This is a genomic window from Aedoeadaptatus urinae (assembly GCF_900155585.1).
Classification (GTDB): domain Bacteria; phylum Bacillota; class Clostridia; order Tissierellales; family Peptoniphilaceae; genus Aedoeadaptatus; species Aedoeadaptatus urinae.
Window position 1 is genome coordinate 1 of sequence record NZ_LT707417.1, and the last position, 24,670, is coordinate 24,670.

At 47.5% G+C, this 24,670-nt stretch carries 24 protein-coding genes and 2 rRNA genes; 15 read left to right on the plus strand and 11 right to left on the minus strand.

Going from position 1 to position 24,670, the window contains the following annotated elements; translation table 11 throughout:
* The first annotated feature begins 43 nt into the window (after positions 1 to 43).
* The 3 genes from BQ7397_RS02390 (at position 44) to BQ7397_RS02400 (ending at position 4,924) form a co-directional block, all read left to right on the plus strand.
* Positions 44 to 2,902, plus strand: a 23S ribosomal RNA gene (locus tag BQ7397_RS02390).
* Between the two features lie 26 nt (positions 2,903 to 2,928).
* Positions 2,929 to 3,045 (plus strand): 5S ribosomal RNA (gene rrf, locus BQ7397_RS02395).
* A 541-nt stretch (positions 3,046 to 3,586) separates the two neighbouring features.
* Complete coding sequence (locus BQ7397_RS02400; RefSeq protein WP_077074595.1) at positions 3,587 to 4,924, plus strand: sodium-dependent transporter; 1,338 nt, start codon at positions 3,587 to 3,589, stop codon at positions 4,922 to 4,924.
* Between the two features lie 272 nt (positions 4,925 to 5,196).
* Here the strand turns inward: BQ7397_RS02400 and BQ7397_RS02405 are convergent, their stop codons facing one another.
* The 3 genes from BQ7397_RS02405 to BQ7397_RS02415 are packed head-to-tail and all read right to left on the minus strand — an operon-like array spanning position 5,197 to position 6,381.
* On the minus strand, positions 5,197 to 5,682 hold the full coding sequence (locus BQ7397_RS02405; protein ID WP_077074596.1) for a hypothetical protein: 486 nt from the start codon (positions 5,680 to 5,682) through the stop codon (positions 5,197 to 5,199).
* The gene (locus BQ7397_RS02410; RefSeq protein WP_077074597.1) at positions 5,669 to 5,890 is read right to left on the minus strand and encodes a helix-turn-helix domain-containing protein; all 222 of its coding nucleotides are present in this window, start codon (positions 5,888 to 5,890) and stop codon (positions 5,669 to 5,671) included. The genes BQ7397_RS02405 and BQ7397_RS02410 overlap by 14 nt, the downstream gene beginning before the upstream one ends.
* An 8-nt stretch (positions 5,891 to 5,898) precedes the next feature.
* Positions 5,899 to 6,381, minus strand: coding sequence for a DUF2975 domain-containing protein (locus BQ7397_RS02415; RefSeq protein WP_077074598.1), 483 nt, complete (start codon positions 6,379 to 6,381; stop codon positions 5,899 to 5,901).
* Positions 6,382 to 6,567: 186 nt separating this feature from the next.
* Here BQ7397_RS02415 and BQ7397_RS02420 point away from each other — a divergent pair, with 186 nt between their 5' ends.
* From BQ7397_RS02420 to BQ7397_RS02430, 3 genes are all read left to right on the plus strand, one after another.
* Entirely contained in the window at positions 6,568 to 6,828 is a 261-nt protein-coding gene (locus tag BQ7397_RS02420) for a hypothetical protein (protein WP_077074599.1), read from the plus strand.
* Positions 6,829 to 6,944: 116 nt separating this feature from the next.
* The gene (locus BQ7397_RS02425; RefSeq protein ID WP_234970558.1) at positions 6,945 to 7,364 is read left to right on the plus strand and encodes a flavodoxin; all 420 of its coding nucleotides are present in this window, start codon (positions 6,945 to 6,947) and stop codon (positions 7,362 to 7,364) included.
* Positions 7,339 to 7,932, plus strand: coding sequence for a DUF3793 family protein (locus BQ7397_RS02430; RefSeq protein WP_077074600.1), 594 nt, complete (start codon positions 7,339 to 7,341; stop codon positions 7,930 to 7,932). The genes BQ7397_RS02425 and BQ7397_RS02430 overlap by 26 nt, the downstream gene beginning before the upstream one ends.
* 89 nt (positions 7,933 to 8,021) lie before the next feature.
* Here BQ7397_RS02430 and BQ7397_RS02435 read toward each other — a convergent pair whose 3' ends face one another.
* Positions 8,022 to 8,534: a helix-turn-helix domain-containing protein gene (locus BQ7397_RS02435; RefSeq protein WP_077074601.1), complete on the minus strand. Its 513-nt coding sequence runs from the start codon at positions 8,532 to 8,534 to the stop codon at positions 8,022 to 8,024.
* A gap of 236 nt (positions 8,535 to 8,770) precedes the next feature.
* Between BQ7397_RS02435 and BQ7397_RS02440 the strand changes: the two genes are divergently transcribed.
* The 9 genes from BQ7397_RS02440 to BQ7397_RS02480 all read left to right on the plus strand — a co-directional run bounded on the left by BQ7397_RS02440 (position 8,771) and on the right by BQ7397_RS02480 (position 16,311).
* Positions 8,771 to 9,658 carry an ABC transporter ATP-binding protein gene (locus BQ7397_RS02440; protein ID WP_077074602.1) on the plus strand — a complete coding sequence of 296 codons (888 nt, stop codon included), beginning with the start codon at positions 8,771 to 8,773 and terminating at the stop codon, positions 9,656 to 9,658.
* Positions 9,627 to 10,379 carry an ABC transporter permease subunit gene (locus BQ7397_RS02445; protein ID WP_077074603.1) on the plus strand — a complete coding sequence of 251 codons (753 nt, stop codon included), beginning with the start codon at positions 9,627 to 9,629 and terminating at the stop codon, positions 10,377 to 10,379. The genes BQ7397_RS02440 and BQ7397_RS02445 overlap by 32 nt, the downstream gene beginning before the upstream one ends.
* Before the next feature lie 29 nt (positions 10,380 to 10,408).
* Complete coding sequence (locus BQ7397_RS02450; RefSeq protein ID WP_077074604.1) at positions 10,409 to 10,786, plus strand: GntR family transcriptional regulator; 378 nt, start codon at positions 10,409 to 10,411, stop codon at positions 10,784 to 10,786.
* Positions 10,773 to 11,468, plus strand: coding sequence for an ABC transporter ATP-binding protein (locus BQ7397_RS02455; RefSeq protein ID WP_077074605.1), 696 nt, complete (start codon positions 10,773 to 10,775; stop codon positions 11,466 to 11,468). The genes BQ7397_RS02450 and BQ7397_RS02455 overlap by 14 nt, the downstream gene beginning before the upstream one ends.
* The gene (locus BQ7397_RS02460; protein WP_077074606.1) at positions 11,461 to 12,228 is read left to right on the plus strand and encodes a hypothetical protein; all 768 of its coding nucleotides are present in this window, start codon (positions 11,461 to 11,463) and stop codon (positions 12,226 to 12,228) included. The genes BQ7397_RS02455 and BQ7397_RS02460 overlap by 8 nt, the downstream gene beginning before the upstream one ends.
* 99 nt (positions 12,229 to 12,327) lie before the next feature.
* Entirely contained in the window at positions 12,328 to 12,705 is a 378-nt protein-coding gene (locus BQ7397_RS02465; protein ID WP_083703384.1) for an SdpI family protein, read from the plus strand.
* A gap of 74 nt (positions 12,706 to 12,779) precedes the next feature.
* Positions 12,780 to 13,511 (plus strand): S-layer homology domain-containing protein, encoded by a 732-nt coding sequence (locus BQ7397_RS02470; protein ID WP_077074607.1) that lies wholly within the window; start codon positions 12,780 to 12,782, stop codon positions 13,509 to 13,511.
* Between the two features lie 192 nt (positions 13,512 to 13,703).
* Complete coding sequence (locus tag BQ7397_RS02475; protein ID WP_077074608.1) at positions 13,704 to 14,438, plus strand: SDR family NAD(P)-dependent oxidoreductase; 735 nt, start codon at positions 13,704 to 13,706, stop codon at positions 14,436 to 14,438.
* Positions 14,439 to 14,592: 154 nt separating this feature from the next.
* A complete protein-coding gene (locus BQ7397_RS02480) occupies positions 14,593 to 16,311 on the plus strand; it encodes an S-layer homology domain-containing protein (protein WP_077074609.1) in 1,719 nt (572 codons plus the stop codon).
* Positions 16,312 to 16,664: 353 nt separating this feature from the next.
* Here BQ7397_RS02480 and BQ7397_RS02485 read toward each other — a convergent pair whose 3' ends face one another.
* From BQ7397_RS02485 to BQ7397_RS02510, 7 genes are all read right to left on the minus strand, one after another.
* Entirely contained in the window at positions 16,665 to 18,413 is a 1,749-nt protein-coding gene (locus tag BQ7397_RS02485) for an ABC transporter ATP-binding protein (RefSeq protein WP_077074610.1), read from the minus strand.
* Entirely contained in the window at positions 18,414 to 20,201 is a 1,788-nt protein-coding gene (locus tag BQ7397_RS02490) for an ABC transporter ATP-binding protein (protein ID WP_077074611.1), read from the minus strand.
* 117 nt (positions 20,202 to 20,318) lie between these two features.
* Positions 20,319 to 21,281 (minus strand): helix-turn-helix domain-containing protein, encoded by a 963-nt coding sequence (locus BQ7397_RS02495; RefSeq protein ID WP_077074612.1) that lies wholly within the window; start codon positions 21,279 to 21,281, stop codon positions 20,319 to 20,321.
* Positions 21,281 to 22,747 carry an ABC transporter ATP-binding protein gene (locus BQ7397_RS02500; protein ID WP_077074613.1) on the minus strand — a complete coding sequence of 489 codons (1,467 nt, stop codon included), beginning with the start codon at positions 22,745 to 22,747 and terminating at the stop codon, positions 21,281 to 21,283. Before BQ7397_RS02500 ends, BQ7397_RS02495 begins: the two co-directional genes overlap by 1 nt.
* Positions 22,744 to 23,472 (minus strand): energy-coupling factor transporter transmembrane component T, encoded by a 729-nt coding sequence (locus BQ7397_RS08960; RefSeq protein WP_083703386.1) that lies wholly within the window; start codon positions 23,470 to 23,472, stop codon positions 22,744 to 22,746. The genes BQ7397_RS02500 and BQ7397_RS08960 overlap by 4 nt, the downstream gene beginning before the upstream one ends.
* Before the next feature lie 6 nt (positions 23,473 to 23,478).
* Complete coding sequence (locus BQ7397_RS08965) at positions 23,479 to 24,069, minus strand: MptD family putative ECF transporter S component (protein ID WP_083703387.1); 591 nt, start codon at positions 24,067 to 24,069, stop codon at positions 23,479 to 23,481.
* A gap of 110 nt (positions 24,070 to 24,179) precedes the next feature.
* On the minus strand, positions 24,180 to 24,545 hold the full coding sequence (locus BQ7397_RS02510; protein ID WP_200801194.1) for a hypothetical protein: 366 nt from the start codon (positions 24,543 to 24,545) through the stop codon (positions 24,180 to 24,182).
* Between the last annotated feature and the right edge of the window lie 125 nt (positions 24,546 to 24,670).

Consider the following 24,670-nt stretch of genomic DNA (forward strand, 5'->3'; position numbering starts at 1 on the left):
AAATTTAAATTTAAGATTACAATTTCAACGAAATAGATCGTAAGGTCAAGTTAGAAAGAGCATCCGGTGGATGCCTTGGCACCAAGAGCCGATGAAGGACGCGATAAGCTGCGAAAAGCTGTGGGGAGTGGCAAATACACATCGATCCACAGATTTCCGAATGGGGAAACCCGCTGAGAGAACCTCTCAGCATTCATGCGTGAATCCATAGCGTATGAAAGGAATACCGGGGGAACTGAAACATCTAAGTACCCCGAGGAAAAGAAAGAAACCTCGATACCCTCAGTAGCGGCGAGCGAACGGGGTCCAGCCCAACCTGAGATACGGCATCGTCAGCGAGCAGAATGATTTGGAAAGATCAACCATAGCGGGTAACAGTCCCGTATGCGAAGCGAAGCGCTGCCACTCTAAACGAGTACCACAGGGCACGTGAAACCCGGTGGGAATACAGGGGGACCACCCCCTAAGGCTAAATACTCCTTGGTGACCGATAGTGCATAAGTACCGTGAGGGAAAGGTGAAAAGAACCCCGGGAGGGGAGTGAAATAGAATCTGAAACCGGATGTTTACAAGCAGCGAAAGTGGTCTCGAGCCACGATCGTGTACTTTTTGTAGAACGGGCCAGCGAGTTATGATTTCCAGCGAGGTTAAAATGTTATGCATTGAAGCCGTAGCGAAAGCGAGTCTGAACAGGGCGAAGAGTTGGAGGTTATAGACCCGAAACCGCGTGATCTATCCATGGGCAGAGTGAAGTTGAAGTAAAATTCAATGGAGGCTCGAACCGGGTAACGTTTAAAAGTTATCGGATGACCTGTGGATAGGGGTGAAAAGCCAAACGAACGCGGAGATAGCTGGTTCTCCTCGAAATAGCTTTAGGGCTAGCCTGGAAGGGCATGTCTCGGGGGTAGAGCACTGAATGGTCAAGGGACTTTACCAAGTTACCGCGACCTATCAAACTCCGAATACCGAAGACAGACGCCTCCGGAGTCAGACTATGGGGGATGAGCTTCATAGTCGAAAGGGAAACAGCCCAGACCACCGGCTAAGGTCCCAAAATTCGTGTTAAGTGGAAAAGGATGTGGAGTTACTGAGACAACTAGGATGTTGGCTTAGAAGCAGCCATACATTGAAAGAGTGCGTAATAGCTCACTAGTCAAGTGACTCTGCGCCGAAGATAACCGGGGCTAAACACGATACCGAAGCCGTGGAATCCGTAAGGATTGGTAGAGGAGCATTGTGTATGCGATGAAGCAGAAGCTGTAAGGCCCTGTGGAGCGTACAGAAGAGAGAATGCTGGCATGAGTAGCGAGAGGTGAGTGAGAATCTCACCCGTCGAAAACCCAAGGTTTCCTGAGGAAGGCTCGTCCACTCAGGGTAAGTCGGGACCTAAGGCAAGGCCGAAAGGCGTAGTCGATGGACAACAGGTGGAGATTCCTGTACCGGCAAACGCAATGAAGACGTGGGGACGCAGAAGGATAAGCGCAGCGCCCGGTTGGTGAGGCGTGCAAGCACCAAGGATGAGAAGTAGGCAAATCCGCTTCTTATAAGTCTGACGTGTGATGCGGATCGAAAATAAGTAGAGAAGGAGCCGAATCCATACTGCCAAGAAAAGCCACTATTCGCGTATTGTCGCCCGTACCGTAAACCGACACAGGTAGGTGAGGAGAGAATCCTAAGACGAGCGGAAAAACCTTTGTTAAGGAACTCGGCAAAATGACCCCGTAACTTCGGGAGAAGGGGAGCCATGGAAACATGGCCGCAGTGAAAAGGCCCAAGCGACTGTTTACCAAAAACACAAGTCTCTGCGAAGTCGAAAGACGAAGTATAGGGGCTGACACCTGCCCGGTGCTGGAAGGTTAAGGGAAAAAGTTAGCGCAAGCGAAGCTTAGAACTGAAGCCCCAGTAAACGGCGGCCGTAACTATAACGGTCCTAAGGTAGCGAAATTCCTTGTCGGGTAAGTTCCGACCCGCACGAAAGGTGTAACGATTTGGGCACTGTCTCAACAAAGGATCCGGTGAAATTGTAGTAGCGGTAAAGATGCCGCTTACCCACGACAGGACGGAAAGACCCCATGGAGCTTTACTGCAGGCTGATATTGGATTTCGGAATGGACTGTACAGGATAGGTGGGAGACTTAGAACGGAGCACGCCAGTGTTTCGGGAGTCGCCCTTGGGATACCACTCTATTCATTCTGGAATTCTAACCTACTTCCGTGAATCCGGAAGAGGGACACTGTCAGTTGGGCAGTTTGACTGGGGCGGTCGCCTCCCAAAAAGTAACGGAGGCGTTCAAAGGTTTCCTCAGCACGGACGGAAATCGTGCGAAGAGTGCAAAGGCAAAAGGAAGCTTAACTGCGACACCGACAAGTGGAGCAGATGCGAAAGCAGGACTTAGTGATCCGGTGGTACCGAGTGGAAGGGCCATCGCTCAACGGATAAAAGCTACCCTGGGGATAACAGGCTTATCTCCCCCAAGAGTCCACATCGACGGGGAGGTTTGGCACCTCGATGTCGGCTCGTCTCATCCTGGGGCTGAAGCATGTCCCAAGGGTTGGGCTGTTCGCCCATTAAAGAGGCACGCGAGCTGGGTTCAGAACGTCGTGAGACAGTTCGGTCCCTATCCGTCGTGGGCGTAGGAAATTTGAGAGGATCTGTCCTTAGTACGAGAGGACCGGGATGGACAAACCGCTGGTGCATCAGTTGTCATGCCAATGGCATAGCTGAGTAGCTAAGTTTGGAAGGGATAAGCGCTGAAAGCATCTAAGCACGAAGCCCCCCTCGAGATGAGATTTCCCTCAGTAATGATAAGACCCCTTGTAGCCTACGAGGTAGATAGGTCTCAGGTGGAAGTACAGCAATGTATGTAGCTAAGAGATACTAATCGGTCGAAGACTTGACCAAAGAGATTGTATATGCAGAATGGTTCGTCCGGTGACGATAGCAAGAGTGACACACCTGTTCCCATACCGAACACAGAAGTTAAGCCTCTTAACGCCGATGGTACTTGGTTGGTAACGACCCGGGAGAGTAGGAAATTGCCGGTCACACAAAGAACGCACGCTGATCATTTGACGGCGTGTGTTTTTTTGTGCCTGTAAAAGGAAAAGAAGAGTAATAACATAGAAGAGGCGAGCCTCTTGCCGTAGATGGCAGCCGGGCGACTCGCTTGGCTCGTTCCACCGGGCCATCCTGACATAGGACCTACCATCCATTTTCCGTCCCTCCGGGCCGCAAAATGGGGTTAGGTCTCTAACGCCGATGGTACTTGGTTGGTAACGACCCGGGAGAGTAGGAAATTGCCGGTCACACAAAGAACGCACGCTGATCTTAACGACGGCGTGTGTTTTTTTGTGCCCTGAATTGTGAAATGGCAGTCTTATCTTTGCGTACATCACCCCGTTGACGAGTCGTGCTTTTGTTTTTCTTCTCCGCCTTATGGCTTGGGATTCCGTTGCCGAGCATGGCATTATTTTATTCGAAAAAAGTATAAAAACAGGCAGGAAAAGCTAGACATTGCAAGGGAAAGAGTGTATGATTACGGGTAAGTTTATTTAAACAAAGTGATAAAGAATAAAGGAGGTTTAAATGAAGGACAATAAGTTTACATCGACTTGGGGCTTCATACTGACCACCGTCGGCTCGGCGGTAGGCATGGCAAATGTGTGGGGCTTTCCTTATAAGCTGGCAGCCAACGGCGGAGGCGCATTTTTAGTCGTCTATTTATTTTTTATCGCTATCTTCGCCTACTTCGGTCTGTCCGCCGAGTACGCCGCGGGCCGGTACTCCGAAACGGGGACCCTGGGCTCCTACGAAAAAGCCTGGTCCCACAGAAATCTGTCTAAGGTCGGAAAAGCTGTCGGCGTGCTACCTCTTTTAGGTTCTATCTGTATCGCCATCGGCTACGCTGTCATTATTTCTTATGTATTAAAATCCCTTTTCCAAAGCTTGAGCGGAAGTCTAATGACCGTGGATTCGGAGGCTTGGTTCGCATCCTTTTCGGGCCAAAACTTCAGCGTCATCCCCTTCCACTTTATCGTCATCGTCCTGACCCTATTGACCTGTGTCAGTGGGGCTCAGTCCATTGAAAAGGCAAATAAAATTATGATGCCGATGTTCTTCGTTCTGTTCGTCATCTTGGCATGTCGTGTGGCCTTCCTACCCAATGCCGTTGAAGGGTACAAATTTATGTTTACGCCGGATTGGAAAAAGCTTCTGGATCCGCAAGTACTTGTAACAGCCATGGGGCAAGCCTTCTTCTCCCTGTCAATCACGGGGAGCGGGATGCTGGTCTGCGGCGCTTATCTGAACAAGGACGAAGACATTGTGGGAGGGGCCAAGCAAACGGGGCTCTTCGACACCATTGCGGCCATGGTTGCGGCCCTCGTTATGATCCCGGCCCTCTTTTCCTTCAGCGAAAATCCCGAAGGCGGTCCCGGGCTCTTGTTCGTGACCCTGCCCACGATTCTTCAACACATGACGGGGGGTAGAATCTTTGCCATCGCCCTGTACCTGGCCGTGCTCTTTGGCGGGATCTCTTCCCTGCAAAATATGTTTGAGGTCGTTTGCGAGTCCATTCTCCATCAATTTAAAAATTTAAATCGAAAGACCGTGTTGATCCTCATCGGCCTCGCCTCCTTTATCCCCGGCATCTTTATGGAACCCATCGGCGGCGTCGACGGCGCCATCTTAGGCGGCTGGGGACCCTGGATGGATCTCGTGTCCATCTACATCATTCCCCTGGGCGCCACCCTCGGAGCCATCTCCTGGTTCTGGATTATGGATGCCGACGCCCTCATCGACGAGATCAACTCGGGCAGCAAGGTAAAACGCAGCAAGAGATGGTACTACCTGGGCAAGTTTATTTATGTACCCATGGCGATCATTCTGTGCTTCATCGCCCTGTACTTTAGAATCGCCTTCTAGCCGTAGATGGCAACCGGGCGACTCGCTCGGCTCGTCCCGCCGGGCCATCCTGACATAGGACCTACCAACCATTTTCTCGTCCCTTCGGTCCGAAAAATGGGGTTAGGTCTCTAAGAGAAATAAATTTTTAATCACAACGGAATAAATGAAATGAACTGTCGAGGACTATACCCTCGGCAGTTTTTTAATGGAAAAGTTTCGAATAAGAAAACACGGCTCCTTGCAAAGATGCAATAAGCCGTGATTTTTCGGTCATATGAATTTGAAAGGTCTTAGCTGTCGTAGACCAGATACATAATCAGCAAATTCTCCTCATCCACGACAAGGGCGTCGTAGTTGGAAATAGCATCTCCCGCCGCATCCGGGGAGCGGTCCACATAATAGTAGCGGCACTTGGGAAACGACAGGGCGGGATCTTTTATGGCCGGCTGCTCTTCCTTCGCCCATTTCAGCGCCGAGACCACATTCCCTCCGATCTCGCTGTCGGCGGAAAAAGCCTTCGCCTTTTTCAAATCTTTATTTAGCCGGGCCATGTCCTCGTCATTCAACTTGTAAATCGCATAGCTTACGCCGTCGCCGAGAAAATCCGGCGGCTTTTTTACGGCGTCTATGCACATAGCCCGCCTCGTGACGTGAGTACCAAAGGCGGCGTTCATGGCCTTGATCGTACGGGGCGTGGCGTCGGAGAAAATAAGAATCGCCGCAAGGCCCACGCAAAAGAGGGCGCCTAAAGCCTTCAAGCCCTTAGTCCGCGTCATGGTCATCATCTCCTTCGTAGCGCAAAATATCTCCCGGCTGACAATCAAGGGCCCGACAAATGGCCTCCAGGGTGGAAAAGCGAATGGCCTTGGCCTTTCCGGTCTTTAAAATGGACAGATTGGGCAGGCTCACATTCACCGCCCGGGACAATTCCGTCAGGCTCATCTTTCGTTTGGCGAGCATAATATCTAAATCCACACAAATCATGGCGCACCTCAAATGGTCAGGTCGTTTTCTTCCCGCAGACGGCGGCCCTCATCCACCACATCGGCCAGGAGAAAAAAGAAGAGCGCCGCCGCCCCGAGGAGCAGGTCGAGGAGAAAGAAGAGCAGAAAGAGGGCGGCCAGCTGCACGTTCACGGCCAGGTAAATGGCGAGAAGCAAAAAGCTTCCCCCGGCGCCTAAAAAGCACAGGCCCACCCGCTCCAAGCCGCGGACCATGGCCGGGGTGAATAGGCGGCCCTTGGCGTATAAAAACGTGGTGTATAGGCCCAGGGCCAACCCCGCGAGAAGAAAGACGCCGCTTGCTCCCCAAAAGGCGAGGCTCGCGGGAATCAAGGGCAGGTAGATGGTAAAGGTGGCATCCTTCAGCACCCACGCTTTCACTAAAGCCGATCCGATGATGGCGAAAAAGGCGCTCACGGAAAGGATGGCCGCCGCCAAGACGACGGCGATAATTGTGGTTTGTAATCGTTTCATATCGACCTCCTGCTTTTATTATACCCGAGATTTAACGATAAACAATAAATAATTAGCGAAAAAAGTAAAGAAGTGACGAAGAATTCGATATGAGGAAGGAAAAGAAAGACTTGAACGGAAAAATCTTGGGGAAAAATCGCCGTAGAGAACGAGGCGATGAAGGCGATGGCAGAACGAGGGCGGAAGATGATCGAGAAAAAATCGGAAGAAGATCGTAGAGAGAAAACGAGAGAAGACGAAAAAGAATATTTCGGAACAAGATCGAGAAGAATTGAAAGAAGGTCGAAGAGAAAAATCGGAAGCAGATCGAGAAGAAAATTTCGAAAAAGCATAGGTTGTAAAGAAAACACGCCTGAAAAGCCCGAAACCAAGCCGAAAATACGCATTGAAAATAAATCTCAAAAAGTTTCGAAAATGCCTTGCAAAAATTCGAAGGGACGATTATAATAACAGATGTAAACGATATGAATTATCAAATCATTCTTTGCGGTACATATCAGGTGATTCTGTCGTTTATGCCAATGCGTGCAGCGTGAAGTGCCGCAAGGTAGAAAGGAGGGAATTTGATACCTGTCATTTACTGGTCGGGGACCGGCAACACCGAAGCCATGGCGAAGGCAGTCGCCAAGGGCTTGGAAGCAGCCGGTCAGGAAGCTTCGTTAATCGAAGCCGCCGACGCAACAGAGGCCAACGTCAAGGATGCAGACAGGATCGCATTCGGTTGTCCGGCTATGGGTGCAGAAGAGCTGGAAGAATCGACCATGCGTCCTTTGATGGATGAAGTAAATCCTCTGTTGAAAGGAAAATATGTGCTACTGTTTGGCTCCTACGATTGGGCGGAGGGCGAATGGATGGAAACCTGGGAGGACGAAGTTCGAGGACTTTCCCCCGCCTATGTCGCCACCGTCATTTGTAAAGGCGAGCCGGATGCAGACGGCTTGAAGGAGTGCGAAGACAGTGCTCGCGCATTATGTGAAGCGTAAACTCAATGACTCCACGGTTCGTTACCTCAATCAATGCAACTCATGTAATGATCGAGACTATTTAGAAGCTATACTTAAAGCCTATACGGCGCCCACGGTTTTTTGCGGAAAAACGGGAACTCTGGTTAACTTAGTCAATCCATCGAGAGATCTTTCCCGATGCTGGGCACGGGATGAAAGCATCAAGCATGTCGTACCCCTTGCACATGCCGAGCTGAGAAATCCCAAAGGTAGCTTGCTTCTATACTTTTACGACAAAAAAAGACTTGAACACAGACTTACTGACCGAAGATGCCGAGCTTTTTTAAAGAATCGCGGCTATAAATACGCCACTGTGGACGAAGCCATTGCGGAATTAAAAACACGGTTTTTAATTGGCTGTCCCGACGAAATAGGCATCTTTCTCGGTTATCCCGTCTCCGACGTGGAAGCCTTTAGCCAGAGGCGACACCATCGATTCGTCGGTTACTGGAAATGCTATGAAAACATCTTGCTATCGAAAGTGCGCTTTTTCTTATTTGACTTAGCGAAATATTTTGTCATGAATAAAGCGATGCAAGAATACTAAAATAATGACACCTTCCTATATTCTGAATGAAAGCGGACGCTGAGGCGTCCGTTTTTTTGCGCAAAAAACCCGCGTCGTGCGCGGGAGAATTAATCTTTCTTTTTGAAAAGAGAATAGAGAACGACCACAGGGCCGATGACATAAAGAGCCGGGAGCGCCACGAGGCGAAAGAAATTAAGTTCCAAATGATCCAAACGGTCGCCGGTGTATTTATAGGCTTGAGGAAAGGCCACGGTGGCGAGGATGAAGTAAAGGGTGAGGGGCATTAAGGCCGCGGATGTGGGGCTTTTGTGGAAAAGGGCGTCGGCAAGGATAAAATAGTAGACGAGAAAAAAGAACAGGCCGATGGCGTAGGCGAGGATTGTCACAAAGGTATCGCTAAGGGGAGAAGGTTCTTCTTTCTTCGAATCATCTTCTCCGATGAAATAGGCCATGTCCACGGAAAATACCTCCGCCAACTCCCTGAGATTAGTCATGGTCGGCTGCGCTTGATCCGTTTCCCATTTGGACACGGCCTGGCGGGTGACGCCGAGCTTTTCCGCCAAGTCCTCCTGAGAAAGCTCCATGGCCTTTCGCTTTGCTTTTATTTTTTCACCATACATAAGAAACTCCTTCTTGATTCGTGTTTTCCTGAATTCACTGTAACAAAAAGAAGAATAGAGCACAAGCAACCGGGGCGCAACTTTCGGTTGCGGCGAAGGATTTCTGCGAAATTTTATTAAAATCTTCGGAAAAGACATTTTCAGCAAAAAAATTCAAAAAAAGAGTTGACACTGTATTAAGACGGCGATACAATATGACTGTATTAAGGAAGTGGTACAGTCGAAAGGAGGGAATGATGGATTTACTTGATGTGGCGTCCTTAACCAAAGACTATGGAAACGGAAGGGGACTTTTCAATTTTTCGATGCATTTAAATGCGGGCGACATTGTCGGCCTCATCGGCGTAAACGGCGCGGGGAAAACCACCTTGTTGAATATCTTATCCGGACAAATTCATGCCGATTTCGGAAAAATATGCTACGAAGGCGAAGAAGTCACCATGGATTCACCTTGCCGGAAAAAGTTCGGCATTTCCGTGGAGCCGAATTTTTATGAGTATTTGACCGCTTATGAAAATTTGGAATCCATTTTGTACTTAAATGGAATAAGGCGTGCAGAGGAAATGAACAATGAAATCAAGCGTGTGTTGAATACAGTTGGTTTGGAAGGGGTGGAGAAAAAGAAGATTAAAGAATTTTCTTTCGGAATGAAGCAGAGGCTCGGATTTGCGCAAGCCTTGCTCAATGCCCAAACCGTGCTGCTTTTAGATGAACCTTTTGTGGGCTTGGATATTCACGGCCGCGGGATGGTAAAAAGCCTCATTCAGGAGATGGCAAAGAAGCAGAAAATGGCGGTGATTTTTTCGGACCACAACTTAGACGAAGTGAAGTCTTTATGCAATCGTCTCATTGTGATAAGAGACGGAGTCAAGCACTATGATGGGGACATTCATATTCAAAGTGCCGCGTTGTTATCTGTCGATGATGCCGAAGCCATTGAGGATGGTTATGTGAGAAAAATAGATAAGCATAGGGTGGAGGTAACGGAAGAAAATCTTAACGAGAAGTTGCACCACATAAGCGCGGTCACGACCATTTCGAGGATTGAAAAAGTAATCAACCCGCTGGAAAAACTATTAGAGGAGGGAAATGATGAAGGCACTTGTAGAGTTCGAACTGTTTAAGCAGTTAAGGCGAAAAGAGAATCTGCTTGCATTCTTCATGTTCCTGTTGCCCTTGTTTTATGGTTTGGGCGTACACAATCATTCGTTGATTGTCACGTACAACGGCAATGCGCCAATCAATGGGCTAACTTTTGCCGATAATATGTACACCTTGGTCTACATGGTCTTCGTTATTTTTCTCATTCTCGCCATCAACAGTGCGAATATACTAAAAGGGGAAATTGAAAACGGAAGCCTCTCCATGATGTTGAACCGCGTCAATAATCGGCGCAGGATTTATCGATCGAAGTTTTATGCGCAATCCATTTACTGGTGGGTCGTGACGGCGCTGTTCATTGTCTTCTCGATTGGTTGCTATTATTTGTTGGTTGCGAATCTTCCGATAGCTGACGGAAAGCTGTTTGACAGCCGCTATCTTTCTGATCTGATGACGATCGTTGCGACCGGTTCGTTGTACATACTGGCCATTAGCCTAGTACAAAGTCTCAGTATGTATGTTAAATCTCATGTTTCTATCGGCCTATTTATTGTCCTGTTTGTCGTTTTCGTGTATTTAAAATCATTCCCGTGGGTCCAACTGGCATCGCCTATGTATCATTTGGGGCAGCTGCTGGATACTGGAAAGGGAATCGATTTTATTCGGTTTATGGCACTTAACTGGGGATTGGTTTATTTATTAAACCTCATAGGCATTAGGAAGTTTGAACGATGTGATTTGTAAAAGAAGTAGTACAGATGAAAGGAGGGCCCATGGAATTTGACGGCAATCGACCGATTTATTTGCAGCTTTACGAAACCATTCGAAAGCAAATCGCCGCCGGGGAGCTGATCCCGGGAGAAAAATTGGAATCGGTACGAAATTTGGCGAAAGAATACGGCGTGAATCCAAACACCGTGCAGCGGGCACTACAGGAGCTGGAGCGAGAAGCGCTCATTGAAACGGATCGAACGCGGGGGAAATTTGTGACTGAAAATAAAGACACCATCGACACCCTGGGCAAGGACGCGTTTTTCGACGCCTGCGATCAACTGATCGGCGTGGCGGCGGATCTGTCCATGTCACAGGAGACAGCGGTAAAATTATTGAACAAGCGTTGGGAGAAAGGAGGGTCTCATGAGGGCCGTTGATTGCAAACAAATCGACATCGACTACCGAGGCAATGTCGTCTTGGACAAACTGGATTTAGCATTGGAGCCTGGCCACATCGTGGGGCTTATGGGGCCAAACGGCGTGGGGAAGACGACGCTCCTTCGCATTTTGGCCGGTCTCGAGATGAGCTACAAGGGCGAGGTGGAAATCTTCGGTGAAAAAATCGGCAAGGCCACGAAAAATATGGTGAGCTACCAGCCGGACCACCTGCCTCTGCCCAAGGATTTAACCGCCGAGGCCTGCGTGGATCTCTACGGCCATTTCTTCGACGACTTCGATCGGCAGAAGGCCTTTTACATGCTGAAATCCTTCGACCTGGAGTCCTCTCGCCGCATTCGGGAAATGAGCAAGGGCATGCAGGACAAGCTCCAGGTGGCGCTGACTCTGTCCAGGAAGGCGCGGCTCTATTTAATGGATGAGCCCATCGGCGGCGTGGATCCCTTGGCGCGGAAAAACGTCATCGACGGGATCTTGGACGGCTTCGATACGGAAGCGACCTTGATCATCTCCACCCACATGGTGGAAGCCATCGAGCCCATTATCGACACGGCGGTGTTTTTAAAAGAGGGCAAGGTGCTTTTAAACGAGGATGTGGAAGCCCTCCGCAGCCGCTACGGCAAGGATTTGGAAGCGATTTTCAGGGAGGTGTACGATGTCTAAACTTATCAGCTATTATTTCAAGCGAGACAAATGGATTCTTCTCGCCATGGTGGTCTGCGCTATTCTCGGCAGCTTCCTCTTGTGGAGCTACACGGGAGAAGAGAGCGCGATCGGCGCCGTCACCGTCTTTGTCGGCGTCGCAGCTTTTTTCATCGGCGTGAGCCTCCTTCCCTTGTGGCTTTATGTGAGGGATTACAAGCGCATGTACGGCGCCTACGGCAGTTTCTTCGCCGCCCTGCCTTTGACGGGAAAAGAAGTCATGGGCGGTCGGGCCATTTGGCTGATCATCGTGGAAGTGCTGGCGGTCCTCTCATCCGTGACTTTTTTCGGCCCCCTTTTCGTCCGCCAAATGGGGGGTTATCCGGAGGTAGGAGAGTTTCTCAGTGCCTTCCTTGAGAAGCCGGCCGTCACCTATTTGGAGGGCCTCGGCATTTTAATCATCACCGGCATCCTTTTTGCCGCATCCGTGTGGGTCTTCGTCACAAGCGTCGGGAGCGAAAAGCCCTTCCGCCGCTTCGGCATCGGGGGGCCTCTTATGCTCTACATCGGCCTGCAAGTGGTCATAAATGTGGTGAGTAAAGCGGTGGTCAATACCATGGGAAGCCAAAGACAGATTGTCGCCGAAGAATATTTTAATCAGGTCGCTTCCCAACTGTTTTTCAGGACGGCCCTGGTATTGAGCGGGCTTATGCTTATCGCCGCCGTGGTCCTCTACCTCAGGAGCATTTACAGCCACGACAAGAAACTTTCCGTATCCTAATAATAGAAATGAGCGGGGCCTTAAGGGCCTCGTTTTATTTTTCCTTAAATACGGGTAAAATAGGCGTAGGAAAAATCATCTAAAGAGAAAGGAGGGCCTATGGGGTTTAAAGTGGCTATGGCTTTCGCCCTGTTATTAACTCCGGGGATCATGGTTATTTCCGGCCGCATCATGGTGGATCATCCGCCGAAAACCATTAACGGTGCCTACGGCTATCGCACCTCCATGTCCATGCTTAATCAGGACACCTGGGATTACGCCCAGGCCGCCTGCGCCGAAAGGTGGCGGACATGGGGCCGCGTCCTCGCCCTCATCACCCTCGTCGTGTTAATCTTCGCCCTTCGCCGCCCGGGTGGTGAAGATTACATGGGCTACTACACCGCCTTTGAAGTCGCTTTTCTCTTGGCCTCCGTGGCCGCCACGGAAATGGACCTGCGACGCACCTTCGACGAAAAGGGCGAGCGGCGGAAAGAGTAGGGGCGTGCTTGAACATTGTACTTTTCTTTATCCTGTGTTAGGCTAAAACAAAGAAAGAATGAATGGAGGATATGATGAAACGAATTTGTCGATTATCGGCGGTGCTTTTACTCGCCCTGGGATTGATTTTGCCGGCTCGTTCGGCCTTTGCCGCAAGTCGAGATGAAAAGATCGCCTATTTGCAAAAGGCCGGTGTCGTCACCGGCTATCCCGACGGCACCTTGGGGCTGGATGCGCCCATTAAGCGGTCGGAGATCGCCACATTGTTGGTAAAAATGGACGGCAAGCAAGGTGAAGCCGCTGAAAAAGCCGCTATTTTTAAAGACGTCCCCACGAGCCACTGGGCCAACGGCTATGTGCGCGTGGCTTCCCAAACGAAAAATGCCGGCGGGGTCAGCGCCATTATCGGCTATCCCGACGGCACCTTCCGCCCGGAAAAAAATATCTCCAATGCGGAAATCGTGAAAATCCTCGTGGCGGCGACGAAAGCCGAGCTCACCGCCGCCGATGAAGCGAAGGCCCAATGGCCGGACAGTTGGATTCGCTGGGCCAACGAAATGATCATCATCGGCTCCCGAGGAGGCATTGAAAAGCTGGATCCCGAAAAACCCGCCACCCGCGGCGACGTCTTCGTCATGGTCTACAATGCCAAGGTGAAAGAACAACAGCCCGCAGAAAAACCGGCGACGCCGAAGCCGGACGACAAGCCGCTGAGTGAGCAAGACCCTTTGGTCGCAGCCAATCGCGGCAACGCCTTCTCCATGATTTTCAACGGCACATGGAGAAAGAATTTGCTGAATCAATAAGAAAAAATTGGCCTTATGTAAAAGAGCAGTTGCTTCCGGCAGCTGTTTTTTTATGCCGAGGATTTGATTCGAAAGAGGAGAAATGGCTCGAGGCTTTAAGACAACGCTGTTCATGTTTAGGCGCCATGGTTTAAAGATACTTATTTTCAGGTATAAATATAAAAGAACAGTAAATTGAATAAGGAGGACAATATGTTAAAAGATAAAGTATGTGTGGTTACCGGGGGCACCCGTGGCATCGGTCACGCCATTGTTGAGGAATTTTTGGCTCAAGGGGCGAAGGTGATTTTCTTCGGCTCCCGCCAAGAGACGGTGGATGCCGCCATGAAGTCCTTTGAAGGCAAGGGCGAAGTGGAAGGGGCATGGCCCGATCTTATGGACGGGGATGCGGTGAAGGCGGAAATGGACCGCATCGCGGAAAAATACGGCCGCATCGACGTCTTGGTCAACAATGCCGGCATCGCCGACGATAAGTCCGTCTATGACTACACGTCGGAAAAATTCGACAAGATCATGAATTTAAACGTCAAGGGCGTCTTTAACGCCATTTTGGCGGCGATTCCCCACATGAAGAAGCAAGGGGGCGGCGCCATTATCTCCACCAGCTCCATGGTAAGCAAATTCGGTCAGCCCGCCGGCGTGGGCTATCCCACCAGTAAATTTGCCGTCAACGGCCTCACCGTGTCCTTGGCCCGCGAGCTGGGTCCCGACGGCATTCGCGTCAACGCCGTGGCGCCCGGGGTCACCAATACGGACATGATGCGCAATGTGCCCAAGGAAATGATCGAGCCCATCGTGGCCAATATTCCCATGCGCCGCATCGGCGAGCCGGAAGACATCGCCAAGGCCTACGCCTTTTTGGCAAGCGACGCGGCCTCTTATATTTCCGGCACCGTTTTAAATGTAGACGGCGGCATGCTCGTCTGATAGAAATGAAAAGCTCCTGCGGGAGCTTTTTTTATTGAAAAAATCGGATGGATTTTACAAAAACAATTAAAAAGTGTCGGAATTATAAAATACAAACGTATATTTTATTATTTAATGATATAATCCAATCAAGTATCACATGAAGGAGGTTATGATGAAAAGATACGTGAAGAGACAGTGGACGGTGCTGGTCCTGGCCCTGGTCATGACGCTCGCGGCGGGCGCTCAGGTTTTTGGCGCCGGCTACAAGGACATCGGCGGCCACTGGTCGGAAGGCACCATGCTCAAAGCCGCGGAGCTCGGCTGGATTAAGGGCTACGAAGACAACACCCTGCGCCCGAATCAAGCGGTGACCCGTGCGGAATACATCGCCATGGTGCACCGCATGGCCGGCCTTTCCAAGGTGAAGGCAAAGAGCGCCTCGGCCTTTGGCGATGTGGATCAGGCGGCATGGGCCGATGAAACCATTCGCCAAGCTGAAGGGGCGCGGCTCCTGGAGCCCGTCTTCCCCGGTCCCTATCTGCGTCCCAACGACGCCATTACCCGTGAAGAAGCGGCGGCCCTCTTAAATGTGGGCACCATGCTCAAAAATGTGGGAGCGCACTCGGCTTTGGACGAGGAAGGCATCGAAGCCGTTCAACGCATGGTCGATCTGCAAATCAACAGAAACAGCGGTCCGGAAAGTCTCGCCTATATCGATAAAGGGATGGTCACCCCGCGCTTCGTGTGGGCTGTAGACGATCTGTCCAAGGCCAAGGTCATCGCCGGTTACGAAGACAACAGCTTCAAGCCCCAAGGCAAGCTCACCCGCGCCGAAGCCATGACCTTAATTTTAAAGGCCACGGGAGAAGTGCCGCTACAAGTGCAAAAACCGGCGCCGCAACCGCAGCCGACACTACAGCCGCAACCGGCGGCTCAGGCCCAAGGCAAAATCGTACAGGAAGACGGCAAGTTCTACATCGTCAATCCGGAAACCGGCGCACGCTTCAGTCGCAGCGCCTTTAAAGACGGCTACGTCACCATCGGCGATCAGGCCTATTTGCTTGGTGCAGACGACGCCCTCACCTCGGGCTTTATTCGCAGAGAGAACAAGACCTACTACATCGACCGGGAAAAGGGAAAGGTCCGCGGCTGGAAACAAGTGGGCGACGGCCTCTACTACTTCTCGCCGGCCAATTACCGCATGTACAAAAACGGCATGTTCTCCACCGGCGAAGGCGTCTATTGGTTCGGCAATGACGGCAAGCTTAAAATCGGCAAGCGCCCCGGCGGACAACACGGCCGCTTAGTTTACTGGGCAGGCCCCTCGGCCAAGGAATTGGAAAACGGCTGGCTCACCGGTCCCAATCAAGAGCTTCGCTTTAGAGGTCAGGAAATGGCCAACTACGCCGCCGCCTTCGAAGGCCAACCCTTCCGCTGGTACGGCTTTGAATTCGACAGCGGCAAGGGCGTTTACTGCGTCGGCCTCACCTACGCCACCCACAAGGCCTTCGGCATTCACATCCCCGGCCCCAACGACGCCAACATTCGCCTGCACAAGGGCTACGAGCTGCCCCGAGTGCAATACGAAGCCGCCTACAAATTCGGCGGCATGCGCTATCCGGCCAACTTCGCCAACGCATGGCCCGGCGACATTATCTTTAACTACAGCCCCAACTTTTACTTAGGCTACAACCACGTGGGCCTGTATATGGGCAAGAACAACGGGCGGGACATCTACGTTCACGCCACGCTGAAAAACGGCATCTTTGTCGGCGACTGCAGGGAAATGAACCGCGAAATCGGCCGCCGCTTCAACAAAGAATTCGTCCGCTACAACACGGAAAAGAACAAGGGCAACGGCAGGATCCCTGAAATTTTACGCCGCCAATAATCACCATACAACTTGATTGAATCGAGTGGGCATTTGCTCACTCGATTTTTTTCCATAGGTTCCGCTCGTGAAAAGGCGGGGAGCTTCTCTTTCCCGACATGGCCATTGCAGACGCAGTACTCGTCGCCTCATGAGTCGGCCGCGACTATTGCGAGAACAAAACAACATATTTGATACATTTTAACGGCACAGCCGCTTAGGGTACGGAACTCATACTCAGGGGTACGAAAATGAGCAAGGGGTACGAAAACTAATGCGCTAACCCTAAAACAAAAGGGACTGACTGCAAACATGAGCATGCAGGAGTCCCCCTTTTCATAATAATTGGAGTTGCTAAATTAAAATAAATTTGTTCAACTGAGTTGCCAGTTACTTGTCTTATTGAGTATTTTCTGGAAATCTTTATATATTCCTTCTTCTTCTATTAACTGCTCATGCGTTCCCTGCTGTACCAGCTTTCCTTGGTCTATAACTAAAATATTGTCAGCGAACTGTATTGTGTTTAGCCTGTGGGCAATAACGATCAATGTTTTTCCTTTGACCAAGGCGGATATGGCTTGTTGAATTAAATGCTCGTTTTCAGGATCAACACTGGCAGTTGCTTCATCTAATATAACGATAGGTGCATCTTTTAGTATGGCACGAGCAATGGATAAGCGTTGTTTTTCTCCTCCTGAAAGTGTCGATCCGCCTTCGCCAAGCATCGTGTTATAGCCGTTTGGTAAATTCTCAATAAATTCATGACAAGCCGCCTTTTTGGCAGCTTCTTTAATCTCCTCGATGCTGGCTTCCGGTCTGCCGAAACGAATGTTGTTCAATATCGTGTCATGAAACAGATAGACATGCTGAAAAACGATCGAAATATATTGCAGCAGAGTATCACAAGTCATTTCCCTGATATCATGACCATCGATAGAAATAGACCCATGATTGACATCATAGAATCTGGCAAGCAAATTACAGAGCGTTGTTTTACCGGAACCGGAGGGTCCCACGATGGCTAAAGTTGAATTTTCGGGAAGAGAAAAGCTCACATTCTCGATAACATTTTTGTGATCGTAAGCGAAGGATACGTTCTGATAAGAAATGTCAAAATTGTTTAAAACAATGTCTTTTGAATCTTCGTCGATATAGTTTGCCGTCTTAATTGTTTGAAGTTTGTCCAGCGCTGCTCGCATCATTTCCAAGGTGTGAGAAGCAGTAGTTACCGTTTCCAAACGAGCAAACATAACAAATGAAAAGATCACTATCATGAGCATGATAGGCAGAGAAATTTCATCGTGAATGGTTTGAAGGCATACCATAAAAGCGATTGCTACGGAGGTCAATTTTAGGCTTAACTGATAAAGACCGTGCGTCCACATGTAATCATTTTCTATTTTGATGTTGATGTCACGTTGATCGGAAAAAGATTTTTGTAGTTCCGCAACGGCGCTTCCTGTTCTCCCATACGATTTAATAACCGTTATTCCACGGATAAATTGGAGTGTTGCGTTAATCATGCTATCATTGGCTTTCTGGCGCACCGCTGTGTTTGCCCGGCTGTCTTTCACCAGTCGGCGCTGGAAAAATGCAGAGCATAATACACCCACTAAAGCAACAGTTGCCACTTTCCATGAGAAAAAAAGGATGCATAGAATCATGGCAAGAGTCTGCAAATAAGCCCCGATAACCGTATCCGTCATCTTCATGGCATACAATTCCAAAGTAGATAAGTCGGTTGTAACTGCTCCCGCAATTTCACCGGTCTTGTGACGATCAAAAAAGCCAAGGGAAACTCGCTTTAATATATCGCCTATCTCGATGCGCTCCTCGGCTGTTTTTTCATAAGCAATGCTTTCTTGAAAAACAGCCCGCAGATAGGAGAAGAAGAAACGACCTAAAACACAGAAAACCATAAACAAAAGCGCCCATAAAGCCTCCTTTGTGTGCAAACTCCTGAGCCCTGCCGTATCCTGCAGCATAAGGTTCAGAACATAAGCCGCTCCCATCAAGGGAAAGGCAATAAAGAAATTCTCTAATAACGACCAGACGATGCCCCAGTAAAATCTTTTTTTATAAGAACCTGTCCAATCAACGATACGTTTGATCATGGTAAACATTTATTTATCCGCTCCTTTCTCTTGATTGGATGCCGCCCATGCTTTGGCACCAACATGTGCTTCCCACATGGAGCGGTAAAGGGAGCAAGCCTTCAGAAGTTCATTCTGCGTTCCTTCCGCCACTTTTGTGCCTTCCTGCAAAACAACGATTTTGTCGGCATTTTTTATCGTAGAAAGCCTATGGGCAATCACTAACAGCGTCTTGCCACGCGTTAGTTCATTAATCGATTTTTGGAGTTGAAGTTCATTTTCCGGATCAGTAAATGCGGTTGCTTCATCCAAAACAACGATAGGGGCATCTTTTAGTATTGCCCTGGCAATCGCTATACGCTGTTTTTCACCGCCCGACAGTTTATCCCCCGCTTCTCCAGCCGGCGTGTCCCAACCTTGTTCTAAACGTGAAATAAACTCTTCGCATTGTGCCATATGAGCAGCCTGAAACACCTCTTCTTTTGTTGCGGCCGGATTGCCTACGCGGATATTTTCAAAAAGGGACATATTGAAAAGAAAAATATCCTGAGAAACATAGCTGATGAGTCCTGAGAGCTGTCCAAGTGGCAAAGAGCGTATATCCTTTCCTCCGATACAAATACATCCCTGATTCACATCCCAAAAACGCAAAAGTAATCGAGATAAGGTAGATTTTCCTCCACCGGAAGGACCTACCAAAGCTACGAAAGATTCCTCGGGTATTTCTAAAGAAAAATCTTTAACGACAGGTGCTTGAGCCTCTTCATAAGAAAATGTGACATCCTTATATGAAATGTCATAACCGGACAGTTCTTTCGACTCTTTTTCTTCCGGAAGCTCTTGCAAGTCTAAGATTTTCTGAACATCCAGCAGAGCGTATTCAATGGATTTATAGCTGTTGACAGCTGTCGTAAAATATGAAACGGGGCCTACCAGACTTAAGGAAAGGATGATGGTAAGCGTTAGTTCGGCAGGTGATAGATTTCCTGTAGCATAAAGCAAGATACCTGCCGGAAGAATGCCTAACAGTGTACTCGGCAGTATCGCCGCTGCAAAATTCATCAGCGGCCAAGTGGAGCGAAACCAATCTAAAGTAAAATCTTTAAAGGACGTGATCGCATTCGTATATTTTTTATAGGATTTACTGGATTGATTAAAAGCCTTGACAACTTCAATGCCTTCCACATATTCCACAATCACACTGTCCACTTTTTTAGAAGCTTTCATATAGCTGTCATATTTGCTGTTAAATGTCTTCATGACGATCGCATAGGCGAGCACGCCAAAAGGAATGCAGGCAACAGATGCCAATGCGACTTTCCAATTCCATACCAGCATGAAAATAAATACGATAACAGGAAAAATCAGATTCGATAAGCCTTCCGGTATCAAGTGTGCCAAAGGTAATTCAATCGTTTCTACACGGTCAACAATAATGCTCTTGAGTTCACCGGCGGTTTTTCCTGTTACAGTTCCAAGCGGCAATCGCATTAATTTATCGGTCAGTCGGCTTCGTATATTTTTAAGAATATGGTAGGCGGCATGATGAGACCGATTCGTTGAGATTGTGTGAAACAAGACTTTAAGGCCATATCCTGCGACGCACAAAAGGAACCAAGGGACAAGTGAATGCACAGAAATTTGACTGCTATCTTGTACTTTTGAAAAAAACACAAGAAGGACTTGATAGATCCCAAAATAAGGCAAAACACCACAGAAAACGCTTAGCACGGCAAACAGAATGGATAGTATAAACTGTGGTTTCGCACTGTCTGCAAAAGACAGAACAATCGGCAATATTCTTTTTTTGCTTTTCAAAATAAAAACACCTCATTTCTAAACTGTTTTGGTCGAAGAGAATTCAACGTATTCTCTAAAACAGTTTATGAAATAAGGTGTGGTCCGTTCCACCCTCTAATGGGAAAACAGCTCCGTTCAGACAAGAGTTTTTCTATAGTCTCGTGGCGTTAATCCACGAAGGGACTTGAAGGCAGCTGAAAACTTGGATGGGTTTTGGTAGCCTAAATCATTCGCAATTTCAAGTATGCTCTTCGATGAATCTTGTAAGAGCAAAGCCGCTGCATTAACGCGATACTCTTTCATATAGGCATAAATCGATTTTCCATAAATAATTATGAACGCTTTTTTCATAGATGTGAGTGGCATATCAATGAAACTCGAACATTCGGTTAACGTATAAAATCGGTCAAGATGTGAAGTCAACCTTTTTTCCAAAGATTTGATCTTAGTTACTTGGGCGAAATTTAAAAAGTCGTTTTGTTGTTTTGCCAAAGAAATATCCATACCATCCAAATAAAGAAGAAGTTCTAATACCTTAATTTTCAGATAAGGAACTCTATCTTTTTCAGAAATTTGATAAATTTCGGCTAAGATATGGTTCGTTTGTGGATTGGAACGCATAATAAAGGTTTCATAGCCTTTTGATGTTCTACAGAATTTGTTTTTCAAATTTTCCACATCAACCGGAAATCCGTTTAATAATGTCCTTATCGTTTCAGAACCCTGCGGAAAGAGAATGCTGATTGTGATTCCGTGATAGTGTTTAAGTGGAAAGTAAAACTCTCCGCAATGCTGGGTGCGTACTTCCATCTGCAAATCACCAGCACTGATATAAGTGTACTTTTCCGGATGAATGCTATTTTCTATTCTTCCTTCTTTACAGTAATCAATGGTGAACATCGATTGATGTGGCTTGAAAGCTGAGTAACAAGTTTTGAGATGAAAGTCATTAAAAAGTACAAAGACGCCTTCGAAAAGGGAGTAGCAAGTCATCGTCCCCGAGCCAGTTTCATCATGCAAAAAAAAGATAGAACTGCCATCTTCTCGTTTCTGCATTTTGATATTATCTCCCATATTGCCTAAGGCGTTCATTGTCATTAAACCTCCTCTCTAAAAAAATTCTGCAATTTCTGTACTGTCGTCTGGTTCAAATCATATTGCTCCTTAATCTGCCCATCTTTCATTTCAACAATATGCTGACAGGCAAGAGCGATAAACTCCGGATCATGAGTAATAATTAAGCATGTTTTTCCTAAAAGAATTATCCTCTTTATAATTTGTGCAAAACGCTGCATGTTTTCCAAATCAAGACCACTGGTCGGCTCATCAAAGATTAAAACATCTCGATTGCTCATCAGAGCGGAGGCTACTGCAACACGCTGCTTTTGCCCTCCTGAAAGAGACATGGGATGTTCATCTTTAAAGCCATCCAGATGGAGTTCTTGGAGTATTGCCTCGGCTGCAGAATGATTTTCTTCTTCCTGAGAAATCAAAAGCTCTTCCATAACCGTTTCTGTAAACAACTGACGATTCACTTCCTGTTGCACAAGATAGGTCAGATCACGTCTTTTTTTAGGTGGAAAAGTCTTGTTTTTATAGATCAGTTTGCTTTTATCTTTTTTCACCAGTCCGCAAAGAAGTTTGGCAAAAGTGGACTTGCCGGCACCGTTTGAACCTATGAGAGCTGTTGCCCTTCCCAGAGGAAGTTGAAACTTCGGAATATTCAATACGCTTTGCGTATTGTGGTAGGAAAAATTCACATCGTAAAGCTCTAAAAAATCTTTCGTCGGCGATAATGGATCGGAAGCTCCAAATGAAAGCTGTTTTATGTCCGGAATACGTATCCCATGCGTTTCATAAAACGAACTCGGTAACTCGAAAAAGTTAACGCCTTGATAGTCTCCGATCATCTCGCCGGTATCAAGCAATATCACACGATCCACTAAATTTTTTAAATAATGGATGCGATGCTCGGCAATAACGATTGTTTTTCCCTCATCTTTCCAAGATTGTATCATCCCTTGCAAATTTGCGATAGCGGAAAAATCAAGATTAGCACTTGGCTCATCCATAAGAACAAGATTGGGAGAAAGCACAGCCACAGAGGCACAAGCAATTTTTTGTTTTTCTCCAGAAGAAAGATGAAACAAACTCTTTCCCATCAATCTCTCAATATGCAAAGAGGATACGATTTTGTTAAAGCGCAATCGAATATCTTCTTTTGACATACCTAGATTTTCACAGGCAAAAACCAGTTCACTATCCGTATCTACATTAAAAAACTGGCTGCGGGGATTTTGAAATACGCAGCCAACAATCGGCGCGAGTTCATATAGAGCAAGCGTTTGTGGACTTTTACCAAAAACAGATACACTCCCCAAACTTTTCCCTTCATAGTAATGAGGAATAAGGCCATTTAAAGCTCGTATAATGGTCGTCTTACCACATCCGGACATTCCCGTTAAAAGAACGCATTGACCGTCAGAGATTCTCAGATTGATATTTTTAAGTGTACTTTGGTCAGAGGATGTATAGGAAAAAGAAAAATTTCTTATTTCTATCATGACGAACCTCCGATCTTATAAAAGATAAGTACACACAAGCTAATCAGGCAAAGCATCAGAAAGAGTATATCTTGCAAATGGAATCCAATTTTACAGACATTGGTGCGCCTAATCGGCGCGCCTAAGCCACGTGTTAAAGCAGATGCGGAAAGTTCGTCACCGATTTTTACGCAGGACACCATCAGCGGAACCAGACGATATTCCACAGTTTTCCACGGTTTTGAACCACCTAAAGAGATGCCTCTCATTTTCATTGCATCGGCTATGGCGTGATACTCCTCCAAGATGGTAGGAAAAAAGCGAAAAACAACGGAAAGTGGAATCGTAATCTGGGTAGGAACACGCATGCGTTCCATTGCTGCCATAAACTCGCTGATTTTCGTTGAGCTGAGCAAATAGGCACCCATGGCAAGCCCCGGCATCATGCGAACAAAAATACCGCAAAAAGCCACCAACAGAAAACCTAAAAATCCGGTAACGAGCGGCAAAAGATATATCTGCCCTACATAGGCCGCTATGAATAAAATGGCATATATGGCGGCATATTTCCACTTGCTTTCAATAAGAAACAGTATAAAGGGAACGGATATAAGGAGTATTCGAATCGGAGCCAGCCAATATCCATGTCCTCCTCCCACAACGACAGCAGCGATGGTAAAGACAAGAAGTATTTTTGTTCGAGGATCAAGAAATTCTTTTTTTGATCGCGTTTGAATAGGTTGCATGATGGATTAGACAATCCCGGCGCGTTCGAACTGCTTTTTTAGAAGGGAACGTCCAATCAAAGCACCAAGGATGCCCGCGATAAATATGCCTACAAGTAATGGGATCAAAATCCAGTCCGGAATAAGCTTCATAAGTGCATCCGCATAGGCCTTTCCGTAACCGCCTTGTGCTAAATTTTGATAATAAGCATCACGGCTAATAACAATAGGAATATAGTTGCCGATCAGCCATATTGAAAAAATACCTTTGCTGAGAATTACTTTTTTTGCACTGGAATAATCCGAGGATTTTAATAACAAATCCGCTAAAAGGCCCGCGATAAGTCCGGTGAAGGGTGCATATACGCCCATTCCCATGACCCCGATTAGTAGTCCAAGCAAAAATCCCATAATGGTTATAAGCCCAAACTTTTTCGTTTTGCTCACAAACAACACATACGGAATACCGTCAATAAGCGGCACGATGATGCCTAAAAGCGGAATAAATATTGGCATGTAACCCAGCATTGCTACTGCCATGCAAAGAGCAAACATAATGGCAGTAAAAATACCTGTGGTGATCAAATCTTTTGCTTTAATTCCAGATGATTTTTTCATACGATTAACCTCCATTGAGTTAGAATAAGCTAACTTGGCACATTTGATTAGACCTCTTTAAGGGCATTTCATTCAACCCCGATTAAAATAAAAAGCTCCATTCGGACATTTTATAGAGCCTTGATTTCTGAGCCATTTCTGAAGGTTATGCGGATATCTCCTTTGCTGAATACCGTGATATGATCTACAAGAGCACAGAAGCTCTGTTCGTCGAATGTTTGCAGAAGCCTGTCTTGTTTTTGTAGCTGCTTCAGGCAGAACTTGATATCGGCTTTGGTCGCCTGCATCTTTTTGAGCTTTCCTTCGACCTTCGCTAAGGCCGCCTTTTTTTCATTGTAGAAGCGTTCCAGATCTTCGTACTTTGCTTGGTACTCGCTCTGGTCTTGCGGGATGGCAGCATTTTGGCGGATAAGGTCTTCGATCATCTTGGCACAGACATCCATCTCACTTTCCAGCTTTGCTTTTTCGCCTTCCAAGGTATGAGTATCATAAACGCCTCCGACAATCTCTTGAAAGCTATTAAGAATCTCATCTTTATTCTCTATGAGCTTGTTGGTCGCAGAAAGAGGTCATCTTTTCCTATGGGGACAAAGATCCGAAT